Origin of the sequence: Pseudarthrobacter sp. fls2-241-R2A-127 (assembly GCF_030209355.1) — a bacterium.
GTDB lineage: Bacteria > Actinomycetota > Actinomycetes > Actinomycetales > Micrococcaceae > Arthrobacter.
In genome coordinates, this window is record NZ_JARVSF010000009.1 from 326455 (window position 1) to 338512 (window position 12058).

Consider the following 12058-nt stretch of genomic DNA (forward strand, 5'->3'; position numbering starts at 1 on the left):
CCGCTCCAACGGTGCATCGCCCCAAGGTGACTGGAGCGCCGGGCGGCGCTACTGTTGCGACGCCACGCCGAAAGGGCGGGTCGGTTAGGGGAACAAGGTCGCGCCGAGATTTTCGCTCGGCTACGTAATGGGCTTCGTGAGACGACTGCGGTCTGGTTGACAGGACGTCGGTTGGCGATGTCGTCAGACTGTGCGTCCAAGCATAAAGGTGACGTCGGAGTTGAGGTTTAGGGTTACGTCATTAGTGGTAGCGAGAAACCACCTGAATGTGGCGAAATCCAACTGTCTCTTTCGAATGCAAAGACTTTAGACGCGGGTAAGTCATAAACTCCTTGTGCACCTCATGCTGACATAGGTTATCTTCACCGGTCGATTCCGGCAGAAGCGACCAGGAGGCATGGATGAATTACGACACGACCAATTCTGACGGAATCGCCGTGCACTACGACGATCCACGTGATCTCTCCGATATCGTTACCAACCTCGCACGGGTAACAGCTAAGGGCCGCCGAAAGCTGGCCAATGATCCCTTGACGAAGGCGTTTCTTACATCGGCTTTGAAACTGACTGAGGAACTCTTCATTTCGCCGTCCAGCGATGACGAGGAAGTCCGTCCGACCATGTCGTACCTGTCGCGTCCGAAAGTGCTTGCGCAAACCATCACCAGCGCACCAGAACTTGTACCCACTGCGGGAAAGTTCCGAGATCGCTGGTCCTCCCACCAAGATTTTCTAGCTGACTTCATTTCGTATGCTCTCACTGCCCGGCACTGGAGCCTCCACATCGCTTTGTCTCAAAGTGCCGAAACCATGCTGAGCTCTCCTGAGGACTTCTCAAGATCCGTGCATCGAATTGCCTATGAAGACTTGAAACTTGTCCTCGAGCTTCCCGCTTACAGGTTCCAACTCTTAGCGGTTGCATCGGCATCGTCAGATTCGGTCGCGTCGGAAGCGCTGGCGAAAATGTACTCAACGTTAACCGACGCGTGGACCGCGCTGTACTCCCAAGTCTTCCTTGCGCACGGAATCCGGTTCCGGCCCGGGGTGACCCTCGACACTTTCAACATCATTCTCCAGTCCACCGCTGAGGGTCTCGGTATGCGGCTGCTATCAGGCGTCCACGAGCCGATATTGGACCACGAGCAGAAAAAGACAATCCTAGGCACAGCCGCCTTGGCCTTGTATCTGGCCTTCGTCGACTCTGGGGACGGGCTGACCGTTGAGGAAGCCGCGCAGAAACGCATCCTTGGCTAGGCGGCAAATCACCTCCCGCGCGGGAGGACTTGTCTCGGAGGACTCTGCAAAGTGCCCCCGGTTTGGCCACTAGCTTGGGAGTTTGCGTGCTGATCAAATAGCGCTACCCGCACTACTCAGCAAGGGAGTTCATATGAAACGGAAAATCGCGTCAATGGCTGCAGCAGCCACTCTCGCGGCCACGGTTATGTTGCCACTTACTGCTGTTCCAGCGTCAGCTGCCCCGAACGGGTGCCGGGCTGGAGGCGGATTCACCTATTCGACCGCCTACTGCTCGGGCGGCACGGGTTCTTACCAAGCCTACGCCGTATGTTTTCAGTCCTATTGGCCGTACTTTCGCGCGTTCGTAGAAAGTGATTGGAAGCGTGCAGGAAGTGGCCAGACCGCATGGGTTTGGTGTCCCTTCGGCTACAACGTTTGGTCACGTGGAGTAGGTATCCGAAACTAAGCGCAAGGGTCGGCAAGCCTCACGTCCGAATTCATCTTCTACAGTGCTCCTTGTTTGGCTGAAGCCGGCACCTCGGTAGGTGTCGGCTCTTCAGTTTCCTCATCCGTCATGGGTTGGGAATTGGGCAAAGCCAACGGATATCTTGCGGTCACCGGTTATGACCTCTGGCTACATTTCGCCCGTGAGGGAGGAGAAAGCCGGCGGCCAGCAGCGCTCCGTGAGTCCTGGCTGCACTAACCTGCCGCGGCCTGCCGGGCCCGGTAGGCGGCAACATGCGCCCGGTTGGCGCAGTTGCCGGTGTCGCAATACCGCTTGGAGCGGTTCCGGCTCAAGTCCAGGACGGCAGCGTCGCAGTCCTCAGACTCGCAGGTCCGCATGCGGTCCATCTCCTTGCTGCGGATCACATCGGCCAGCGCCATGGCCGCCTCGGTACTCATCCGCTCCGCCAGCGGAGCCTCGGGGGCTGTGGCATGCAGGTGCCAGTCCCAGCCGTCGTGCTTCATCAGCTGCGGCAGGGCATTGGCGTCCCGCAACAGCCGGTTGACGGTGTCCACGGCGGCGTCCTCGCCCGCTGTCCACACCCCTGCGAGTACGCCGCGCAGCTGCCGGACGCTCTGCAGTTCCGTGGCGTCCCGTGTCCTGGCCCCGGAAAAGCCCTCGGCCGCGAGGAAACTGTCCAGGTCCCCCACCGAGGTCAAACCTTCCCTGCCGTTCGCGGCGGTGTTGATGAGGTTCACCACCGTGCGCAGGGCCACCTCAGTGTCAGGGGCGAAAACCATGTTGACTCCTTACAGTGCGAAAGCGTACTGTCATGACCATTACCCCACTTTACTCCTGACAGGAGGCGACGGTGCCTGCCGCCACGAACCACACACACCCCCAAGCGCCCATCAGGCGGCCCGGCTTCCTTGCCTCCGGGCTTGGCATCGCGCTCTTTTCCTCTGCGGTCTTCGGCCTGTCAGGGTCCTTCGCCAAGGCGCTCCTTGAAACCGGCTGGTCTCCCGGGGCAGCAGTTACCGCGCGCCTGACGGGCGCCGCGCTGATCCTTGCCCTGCCGGCGGTGTCCGCGCTCAAGGGCCGCTGGCACCAGCTGCGGGACAACTGGGTCACCATCGTGCTGTTCGGGCTGATCGGCGTGGCGGCCTGCCAGCTGTTCTACTTCAACGCCGTGGCGCGGCTGTCCGTCGGGGTTGCGCTGCTGCTCGAATACCTTGCCCCGGTGATCATCGTCCTGTGGCTTTGGGCGGCAAGCCGGCGGCGCCCCCGGGTGCTGACCGCCGGCGGGACGCTGCTGTCCCTGGCCGGACTGGTGCTGGTCCTCGACCTCACCGGCGCCGTCAAGGTTGACCTGGCAGGCGTCCTGTGGGGCATGGCCGCCGCTGTCTGCCTGGCGATCTACTTCTTCATCACCGCCAAGGAAAACGACACCCTGCCGCCCATCGTCCTGGCCTCGGGCGGACTCCTGGTGGGGGCGGCGGCGATGTGGCTGGCCGGTGCCGCGGGCGTGCTCCCCATGGCATTCAGCACGGCGGACACCCGCCTGGGCCCGTGGACCATGCCATGGTGGGGGCCGCTGGCGGGGCTGGTGGTGCTCGCCACCGTCCTGGCCTACACCTCGGGCATCATGGCGGCCCGGGCCCTGGGCTCCAAGGTGGCATCCTTCGTGTCGCTGACCGAAGTGCTGTTCGCCGTCGTCTGGGCGTGGCTGCTGCTGGGCGAGCTCCCGGGCGCCATCCAACTGCTGGGCGGCGTGCTGATCGTCGGCGGCGTCATCCTGGTGCGGCTCGACGAGCTCCGCGCCCCGGGCGCGGCGACAGTGGGGGAAGCGCCCGGGGCTCCCGTGCCGGCGTCCCCCCTGGAGCACGCGAACGACGTCGAGCCCGTGCCTTAGGGCGCGCCGCCCCCGTCAGCGGAACCCACGCCTTAAAAGACGACGGCCCGGGCACCTTCGGTGCCCGGGCCGTCCGGCGGCATGTCCTGCCGCGAAGGCATTAGCCGTTCGAGGCCTGGCTCTGCTGCTCGGCGTTGCGCTTGGCCTGGTTGCCGGCGTCCTTCAGTGCCTCGGCAACCTTGGTCAGCATGGTGACGTGCTGGCCGTCCCATTCGCCCTTGAACTTGTCCGCGTCCGGGCCCTTCCAGTCGGTCCCGTGCAGAAGCTTGGTAAGCGTGGATTTCTGCGTCTCGATCTGGGACGCCCCATCCTGAAGCCTGCTGCCGAGCTGTCGAAGCTGCTCAACGTCTGCACCCCAAATAGCCATCAGTTTCTCCTTGTTAGAACGTGGATCCGAACCAGGTCGGCATCCCCAGCGGCCCCCCGGCTCATCCGGAAGATCCATTGCCTAAAACCTACCCCGGCCCGTAAAACGGTGTCGATGGGCAGCCCTGCCCATGCCGGACTTCCCATGGACGCCGTGGCCGGACGATCCAAAAAGGGGTCGATCCCAAGCGTTCGAGAGCCTAGCATGGCGGTATGTGCCGGAATATCCGAACCCTCCACAACTTTGAACCGCATGCCACGTCCGAGGAAGTCCATGCGGCTGCCTTGCAGTATGTCCGCAAAATCAGTGGCAGCACCAAACCGTCCAAGGCCAACCAGGAAGCCTTTGACGAGGCGGTGCACGAGATTGCGCACATCACCCAGCACCTGCTGGAGGCCCTGGTGACGCAGGCGCCGCCCAAGGACCGGGACGCCGAAGCGGCCAAGGCCAGGACGCGCGCCGCCGTCCGTTACGGAACTGCCTGAGACTCAGCGCCGGGGCTTGCCGAAGCTGCGCAGCCGCAGCGAGTTGGCAACCACCAGGACGGAGCTGGCGGCCATCGCTGCGCCGGCAATCATCGGGTTGAGGAGGCCAAGCGCGGCCACCGGAATCCCCACCGCGTTGTAGAAGAACGCCCAGAACAGGTTGGTCTTGATGGTGCCCAGGGTCTTCCGGGACAGTTCGATGGCCTGGGCCACCTGCGCCAGGTCGCTGCCCATGACCGTCAAATCCGCGGCTTCGATGGCAACATCGGTTCCGGACCCCATGGCAATTCCAAGATCAGCCTGGGCCAATGCCGCGGCATCATTCACGCCGTCACCGGCCATGGCCACCGTGGCGCCGCCGGCCTGGAGCCTGCGCACCGCTGCGACTTTCCCTTCGGGCAGCACGCCGGCGTAGACGTCATCCGCGGCGATGCCGACGGCGGCGGCAACCCGGGCGGCGACGGCCGCGTTGTCTCCGGTCAGCAGGATGGGCCGCAGGCCCAGCGCCTTCAACCGGGCGACGGCGGCCGCGGAGCCTTCCTTGACGGTGTCCCGCAGGCTGATGATTCCGGCCGGCGTGCCGTCCACCGCGACGCAGATGGCCGTGGCGCCCGACTCCTCGGCGGCCGCCAGCTCGGCCTGCTGGCCGGCGTCCAGGAGGATTCCTTCCTGGCTGAGCCAGCCGCCGCGCCCCGCCATCACGGACCGGCCCTCCACGGTTCCGGATACTCCGCCGCCCGGGGCGGAACTGAACCCCCGCACGGACGGCAGGCCGCCGTCGTCGTCCCTTGTGCCCGCAGGATCTGCGGCAGATGCCGCTGCCGAGGCAATGGCGCGGGCCACCGGATGCTCCGAGGCGGCCTCGAGGGCGCCGGCCAGCCGGAGGAGTTCGTGCCGGCTGATCCCGGGGAATGCCAGGACAGAGTCCACGGCCAACGCGCCGGTGGTGACGGTTCCGGTCTTGTCCAGCAGGATGGTGTCCACGGTGCGGGTATCCTCCAGCACCTGCGGGCCCCTGATCAGCAGGCCCAGCTGCGCTCCGCGGCCGCTGCCTGTCAGGAGGCCTACCGGGGTGGCCAGGCCCAGGGCGCACGGGCAGGCAATCACCAGCACGGCGACAGCAGCAGTGAACGCCTGCCGAAGGTGGCCGCCATCCACGTCCGGACCGGCGAGCAGGAGCCAAAGCACGAACGTGAGGACGGCCACGGCCAGGACCACCGGAACGAAGACGGCACTGATGCGGTCGGCGAGGCGCGCGATCGGTGCCTTGCCGGTCTGGGCCTGGGATACCAGGCGGGCCATCTGGGCCAGGGTGGTCTGGGACCCCACCCGGGTTGCCCGGACCAGGAGGCGGCCGGACGTGTTGATGGTGGCACCTGTCACGCGGCTGTCCGGGGCCACCTCAACGGGGACGGACTCGCCCGTGACCAGCGAGGTATCCACGGCGGAGTCGCCGTCGATCACTACGCCGTCGGTGGCGATCTTCTCGCCCGGCCGGACCACCATGACGTCGCCGACCTGCAGTTGGTCCGCGGGGATCTGCTGTTCGCGGCCGCCGCGCAGGACCGTGGCGTCCTTGGCGCCCAGGTTCAGCAGGGACTGGAGTGCGTCGCCGGCCTTGTGCTTGGCGTTGGCCTCAAGGTAGCGGCCAAGGAGCAGGAAGGTGGTGACCACGGAAGCCACTTCGAAGTACAGGCCGCCGGACATGCCCTCCATGCCCGGGTGCGCCGTCATGCCGGGCTCGGCCAGCAGCTGCCAGGCCGAGAAAAGGTAGGCGGCAGCAACGCCCAGCGACACCAGGGTGTCCATGGTGGATGCCAGGTGCCTGGCGTTGATTGCAGCCGCCCGGTGGAAGGGCCACGCCGCCCAGGTGACCACGGGAAGCGACAGTATGGCCGCGGCCCAGCCGCAGTTGGGGAACTGGAACGCGGGAACCATGCTCACCAGGAAGACGGGCACGGTGAGGACGGCGGCGAGGATGAGGCGTGGCCGAAGCTGTGCGGCGGCGTGCTCGACGTCGGGTTCCGCCGCTCGCGGCGCGCGGACGCTCGCCGTGTAGCCTGCGGCGTTGACCGTGTCCACCAGCTGCTCGTCCGTGATGCCGGCCGGGACCGTGACGTAGGCCTGCTCCAAGGGGAGGTTGACCGTGGCTGCCACGCCGTCGAGCTTGCCGAGTTTCTTCTCCACCCGGTTGACGCAGGAGGCGCAGGTCATCCCCTGGATGTCCAGTTCCACCACCCGGGTGCCGGGAGGATGCAGCAGTTCTTGGTGGCTCATGTCAGCTTTCCGGTACGGGAGGGTTTTCAGGCTTCGTTGGCGACCATCAGGTAGCCGGCCTCGGCCACGGCTTCCCCGAGGTCCTGCGGGGAGAGGTCGCCGCTGGACGTGATGGTCACGGTGGAGATGCCGCCGGCGTTGAGGTCCACCTTCACGGCTTCGACGCCGGCCAGGGCCTCGATTTCCTCGGTGACTGCGGATACGCAGTGGCCGCAGGTCATGCCCGAGACACTGATGGTGGTGGTGGCGGGGGAGGTGGTGCTCATGGCGTGCTCCTTCTTTCTGCCCGGCGGTGGCCGGCGCGGGGTTTCTGTTGTCAGCGCAGCAGGCGGCCGATGGCGTCGGCGGCTTCCTTCACCTTGGCATCGATCGCCTCGGCGCGCGCGGCGGGGTCCGGTTCGGAGGCCGCACCCACGACGCAGTGGCCGATGTGCTCCTCAACCAGGCCCAGGCTGACGGCATGCAGGGCCTTGGTGACGGCGGAAACCTGGGTCAGGATGTCGATGCAGTACTTGTCCTCATCCACCATGCGGGCGATGCCGCGCACCTGGCCCTCAATGCGCTTCAGCCGCCGCAGGTAGGCGTCCTTGTTGCCCGTGTACCCGTGCTGGGGGGTGGCATCGCCGGCCGGTGCGGGATGGTCCACCGCCACGGCTGCTTCTTCGGTAGGGTTCATGCCCCCAATGTATACCCCATGGGGGTATGAGGCAAGTACCCCATGGGGGTATCCGGCGTAGTCGAAGCTCCCGCCGGCCGGGCCGCTCACCGGACACAAAAAAGCTCCGGAGTGCGTTATTGGGGGATACGCACTCCGGAGCAGCATTTGGGCAGTTTCCCGTTTCCACTTACGCGGAACCGGCCTGCTTGAACCAGCTTACTGGCTGGTAAGGCAGGGCGCCAGCTACGCGAATAACTACTTTCGCTTTACTTTAAGCGGCGCCCCGGTGGCCCGTTTTTCGCTGAAAAACTGCGGGTCACGGAGTGTCTTCATGGGCAGGCATCCGGTAGGGGACCACCAGGACGGGGCGGCTTTGGTGATGGCTGAGCCACGTTCCCGCCGAGCCGCTGAGGGCCTCGGAAAGGCGGTGCGAAAAGCCGCGTTCGGAGGTGCCCACGATGATCATCGGGGCGTCGAGTTCGGCGGCGAGCTGCCCCAGGGCGCGTGCCGGATCCCCGGCGAGCGTGCGGAGCGACCACTCCGGCGGCGTGCCGCCGGACGTTGCTTTGTCCACCGCAGCCTGGACCTGGGCGTTCAATTCCGTCGCGAGGCTCCGGATGTCGCCGCCGTCATCCGGGTGCAGGGTCAGGCGGTGTGCGGAACGGGCAGGATCCCACTCCACCAGGTAGCTGGCCTCATCCACGTAGGCGCACACCAGCGGCGCGGCCAGCCGGGCGGCCAGGTTGGCGGCGGTTTGGAGGACCTCAGGATGTTGTTTGGGCATAACCCCCACCAGCAAAGGCGCACCTTTAGCGTATTCCCACGTCATGCAGCCCATTGTCCGCCCACGGGGTGCGGCGTCAACAGGTACCTTCGGCCTGAGGCGTGGGGTCGCCGCCCGCTGAATTGACGTCGGTTCCCCAGGTTAAGCCGCTGCCGGGGAGGCCGTGACCACAACATTCTTGCCCCACGGATCCTCGGTGAAGCAGCTGATCAGGACCAGCCGGTTGGGCACCATGTCCCAGACCGGGCTGTCCTTCAGGGTGGACTTCACGTAGGTGGTGACGCTGTCCACTTTGTAGGTGATGGTGCCGGCAGCGGTTTCCAGCTGAAACCGGTCGCCCACGGACGCCGCCGAACTGAGGTGGTTGAAAGGGGCATCCGCGCCTTCCCAGCTGTGGCCTATCACGTACGTGGTGTTGCCGGAGCCGGTGCCCGGGATACCGAACGGCGTCAGCCAGTAGCCGTCCTTGGTGGCGGGGGGCTCGATTGTCCTGCTGGATTGGGCGGCGCCATCGAGGTCCAAGGGATGGATGGCCACGTCGAGGTCAGCGGATGGGTAGCGGATGTGGACGGGTTGAGCTGCCGCCGGAAGCTGGGGTCCGGCCGGGGCTGCAACGGCCGGGACGGCCGCCGGGGTCGCCTGGACGGGCGCGGACGTGGCATCCGGTGTGCCTGTTACCGCGATCGGAGCGGCGGCACTGCGGGAGGGTGCAGCGCCTGGTGTCATCGAAGCTGAGGCCTGGGCACCGGCGTGGGACGGCGCCTGTTCCTGCTCGAGCAGCGGACTGCCAAAGGTGATCGACAGGAAAGCCACCACGCCGCAGGAGAGGATGGCCAGGTCGCCACGGTTCAAGCGCCGCCATGGCCGCCGCGTACGGGCAGCGTGCCGGCTCCGTTCCTGTGGCATGGCACTCCTGGTGCGTTGGTTCGGTGTTGGGGTTCGGTGTTGAGGTTCCGTTGTGGAAGGAAGGCGCCCTGGCGGGCACTGGCAGGACGCCTTCCTTGGCACGGGGCCACTGGAAGCGGGCTGTACCCGCTAGCCGGCAGTGTTCACGGAGCGGGACCGGCGGCGGACTGCCACCGCGGCTCCTGCGGCCGCCAGTGCTCCCACGCCGGCAAGCCATGCCGGGCCGCCGTCCCTGGCGTCAACCGCCGTCTGGGCGTTGAAGCCCTGGTTGGTTCCCACGCTGACGGGAGCCGCCGCCGGAGCGTCCTGGGCTGCAACCTGCGGGGCTGCAGCAACCTGCGGGGCTGCAGCAACCTGCTGGGCGGGAGCAGGCTGGGCGGGAGCGGCCGCGGCAACGACGGCAGCCGGCGGATCCACCACCGGAGCCGCTGCCGGCGGCTGCACCACGGGCTGGTCGACGACGACGGGTGGCGTCACCACCGGCGGGGTCACCACCGGGGGATCCACGACGGCGGGCGGGGTCACCACGGGCGGCGTGACGACGGGAGGGTCGACGACGGCGGGCGGCGTCACAACCGGCGGGGTCACCACGGGAGGGTCGACGACGGCGGGCGGCGTCACCACGGGCGGCGTTACGACCGGTGGGTCGACGACGACCGGCGGATCGATCACCTCACCCGGAGGCAGCGTCGCACCGCACTGGTTGACGTAGCGGATCTTCCCCGCGTTGTCCCAGTTCTTGCCGGCCGGCAAGTTCGGGGTTGGCGGGATGATGTCCTGTGCGTGCTGGTCGTGTCCGCCGATCCCGCTGGTGTTGAACGATATCGGCGTGAGGGTGCTTCCGTTCCAGTGGCAAACCACCACTTGGCCGGGAGCCGCCATGGCAGGCGCTGTGAGGCTGATCAGGCCCAGCCCCATCACCCCCAGTGTGGCTAAGGTGCGTTTCATGTTTTCTCCCCATATATATGTGTGAAACGGACCATGGTGAGGAAAGGGCAGCGGTGGCGCCATCAGCCCCAGCAGCACGGTCAGCTTGCGTGAGTTTTCAGGCTAGGGGCGCCCCCGGAAGCAGTCGCGAGTAACGGCTACTCGTCTTTTTTGCGGGCGGGGCGGCCAGGTTACTTGCCGGTACCCTAAATGCGGCACGGCCCACCTGCTTCCACGGCGAAGCCTTGTCCGGCACCTGCGCCGCGCCTAACGTTTTAAGTGACGCAGGGAGGTGAACCTGGAAATCTTCATGTGGTGGTTGGACCTGGACCTTGCAAGCAAGGAGTGGCTCCGGGAAAACCTCTATGCGGAGGAGCTGCCGCTTCCGGTGCTCCAAGGCATTGCGGAGGCCGGCGGGCCACACCCCGGCAACCCCGCGGCCGTCCTTAATGCCGCCGACTGGGACTTCATCCAGACCCAATCGGAGTTCGTGGACTGAAGGCCCTGCAGGGTCCTGATAACCGTTGCGCGCTGATCCACCGGATGGTTGCATGGTGCGCATGGCAACGGCGCAAACATACCTCTTGGCGATCGGCACTAAAAAGGGCCTGTGGCTGGCCACAAGCCAGGACAGGCAGGAGTGGTCCTTCACCGGCCCCCATTTCCTGATGGCGGAAATCCCCAGCATCGGAATCGACACCAGGGAGGGCCGCACCAGGATCATGGTGGGGGTCAGCAGCCCGCACTGGGGTCCCACTGTGGCGCACTCAGATGACCTTGGCGCCACCTGGACCGAGCCCGAGCAGGGGGCCATCAGGTTCCCGGCGGACACCGGCGCAGCCTTGGAACGCGTCTGGCAGATCTACCCGGACGCGGCGTCACGCCCGGGCGTGGTGTGGGCAGGAGCCGAACCCATCTCGGTCTGGAAGTCGACCGACGGCGGCGAGCACTTCGAGCTGAACCGCGGTTTGTGGGACCACCCGCACCGGAGCGAATGGGGAGCAGGCTATGGCGGGGCGGCGGCGCACTCGATCGTGGTCCACCCCGGCGGTGACACGGTCCACGTGGCCATGAGCACCGGCGGCGTCTACCGCTCGCTCGACGGCGGCACGTCTTGGGAAGCGCGGAACAAGGGCATCTCGGCGTACTTCATGCCGGATCCCAACCCCGAGTTTGGCCAGTGTGTGCACAAGATCGCGGCCGACGCGGTGGTGGACGGGCGCCTCTACGCCCAGAACCACCACGGGGTTTACCGGACGGACAACAATGCCGAAAGCTGGGACTCCATCGCCGAGGGCCTGCCGGCCGATTTCGGCTTTGTCATGCTGGCCCACCCGCGCAGGGAGGGGACGGCGTGGGTGGTTCCGATGAAAGCCGATGGCGAACGCATCCCACCTGACGGCAAGCTCGCCGTCCACCGCACGGACGACGCCGGGAATACCTGGACGAGGCTGGACGCCGGCCTGCCGGACAACGAATACAACAGCGTGCTCCGGGACGCGGCGTCGGTGGACACCGCCGAACCGGCAGGGGTGTACTTCGGTACGCGGGGAGGGACCGTCTACGCGAGTGCGGATGAAGGCGGAACGTTCACGGAGGTGGCCACCCACTTGCCGGACGTCCTGTGCGTGCGGGCGGCAGTGCTGGCCGGTGCCTGACATTTCGTTGGTGCTGCCCAGCGTCCTGCAGCCCCTGGCCGGCGGGCAGTCGGTGCTGACTGCACCCGCCGACCGGCCGGTGACGGTGGGAAAGCTCCTTGATGCGGTGGCCGCCGATTACGCCATCCTGGGCCGGCGGCTCCGCGACGAGACCGGCGCGCTGCGGCGGTTCGTCAATATCTACGTGGGCGGCGATGAGGTGCGGCGGATGCAGGGGCTGGACACCGAAGTCGCGCCGGGCCAGGAGGTCCTGGTGATCCAGTCGGTGGCCGGCGGCTGAAGGCCAGTGCCCGGTCAGTCTGGTGGCGGGCAGTCCTGACTGACTGCGCCCGCCGCCAAACGTCCGGTGCCTAGGTGTTCTTCCCACGGAGATTGTGAACGCGGTCGATGGGTGATTTGCCGCC

The 12058-nt window shown here is 66.4% G+C and carries 14 protein-coding genes; 6 read left to right on the forward strand and 8 right to left on the reverse strand.

The window, feature by feature from the left end:
- Positions 1–401 precede the first annotated feature (401 nt).
- Positions 402–1253, forward strand: a complete 852-nt coding sequence (locus tag QRN53_RS08115) for a hypothetical protein (RefSeq protein WP_285243494.1) — start codon at positions 402–404, stop codon at positions 1251–1253.
- A gap of 681 nt (positions 1254–1934) precedes the next feature.
- Here QRN53_RS08115 and QRN53_RS08120 read toward each other — a convergent pair.
- Positions 1935–2480 (reverse strand): CGNR zinc finger domain-containing protein, encoded by a 546-nt coding sequence (locus tag QRN53_RS08120; RefSeq protein ID WP_285243495.1) that lies wholly within the window; start codon positions 2478–2480, stop codon positions 1935–1937.
- A gap of 71 nt (positions 2481–2551) precedes the next feature.
- On the opposite strand from QRN53_RS08120, the gene QRN53_RS08125 reads away from it, so the two are divergent.
- Entirely contained in the window at positions 2552–3592 is a 1041-nt protein-coding gene (locus QRN53_RS08125) for an EamA family transporter (protein WP_285243496.1), read from the forward strand.
- 100 nt (positions 3593–3692) lie between these two features.
- On the opposite strand, the gene QRN53_RS08130 is transcribed toward QRN53_RS08125, so the two are convergent.
- Positions 3693–3959: a WXG100 family type VII secretion target gene (locus tag QRN53_RS08130; RefSeq protein ID WP_285243497.1), complete on the reverse strand. Its 267-nt coding sequence runs from the start codon at positions 3957–3959 to the stop codon at positions 3693–3695.
- Positions 3960–4171: 212 nt separating this feature from the next.
- Between QRN53_RS08130 and QRN53_RS08135 the strand changes: the two genes are divergently transcribed.
- Positions 4172–4444: a DUF2277 domain-containing protein gene (locus tag QRN53_RS08135; protein ID WP_285243498.1), complete on the forward strand. Its 273-nt coding sequence runs from the start codon at positions 4172–4174 to the stop codon at positions 4442–4444.
- A 3-nt stretch (positions 4445–4447) separates the two neighbouring features.
- Here QRN53_RS08135 and QRN53_RS08140 read toward each other — a convergent pair whose 3' ends face one another.
- The 6 genes from QRN53_RS08140 to QRN53_RS08165 form a co-directional block, all read right to left on the reverse strand.
- Positions 4448–6721, reverse strand: coding sequence for a heavy metal translocating P-type ATPase (locus tag QRN53_RS08140; RefSeq protein WP_285243499.1), 2274 nt, complete (start codon positions 6719–6721; stop codon positions 4448–4450).
- Between the two features lie 26 nt (positions 6722–6747).
- Positions 6748–6987, reverse strand: a complete 240-nt coding sequence (locus tag QRN53_RS08145) for a heavy-metal-associated domain-containing protein (RefSeq protein WP_285243500.1) — start codon at positions 6985–6987, stop codon at positions 6748–6750.
- Positions 6988–7037: 50 nt separating this feature from the next.
- Positions 7038–7397 carry a metal-sensitive transcriptional regulator gene (locus QRN53_RS08150; protein WP_285243501.1) on the reverse strand — a complete coding sequence of 120 codons (360 nt, stop codon included), beginning with the start codon at positions 7395–7397 and terminating at the stop codon, positions 7038–7040.
- 298 nt (positions 7398–7695) lie between these two features.
- Complete coding sequence (locus tag QRN53_RS08155) at positions 7696–8208, reverse strand: universal stress protein (protein WP_502934831.1); 513 nt, start codon at positions 8206–8208, stop codon at positions 7696–7698.
- Positions 8209–8304: 96 nt separating this feature from the next.
- Entirely contained in the window at positions 8305–9069 is a 765-nt protein-coding gene (locus QRN53_RS08160) for a class F sortase (RefSeq protein WP_285243503.1), read from the reverse strand.
- Between the two features lie 129 nt (positions 9070–9198).
- Positions 9199–10017: a hypothetical protein gene (locus tag QRN53_RS08165; RefSeq protein WP_285243504.1), complete on the reverse strand. Its 819-nt coding sequence runs from the start codon at positions 10015–10017 to the stop codon at positions 9199–9201.
- 277 nt (positions 10018–10294) lie between these two features.
- Here QRN53_RS08165 and QRN53_RS08170 point away from each other — a divergent pair, with 277 nt between their 5' ends.
- Genes QRN53_RS08170 through QRN53_RS08180 form a run of 3 tightly spaced genes read left to right on the forward strand, consistent with a single transcriptional unit; the run spans position 10295 to position 11934 of the window.
- The gene (locus QRN53_RS08170) at positions 10295–10495 is read left to right on the forward strand and encodes a hypothetical protein (RefSeq protein ID WP_018762888.1); all 201 of its coding nucleotides are present in this window, start codon (positions 10295–10297) and stop codon (positions 10493–10495) included.
- A gap of 52 nt (positions 10496–10547) precedes the next feature.
- Complete coding sequence (locus tag QRN53_RS08175; protein WP_285243505.1) at positions 10548–11654, forward strand: WD40/YVTN/BNR-like repeat-containing protein; 1107 nt, start codon at positions 10548–10550, stop codon at positions 11652–11654.
- Positions 11647–11934: a MoaD/ThiS family protein gene (locus QRN53_RS08180; protein ID WP_285243506.1), complete on the forward strand. Its 288-nt coding sequence runs from the start codon at positions 11647–11649 to the stop codon at positions 11932–11934. Before QRN53_RS08175 ends, QRN53_RS08180 begins: the two co-directional genes overlap by 8 nt.
- Positions 11935–12058: the final 124 nt, after the last annotated feature.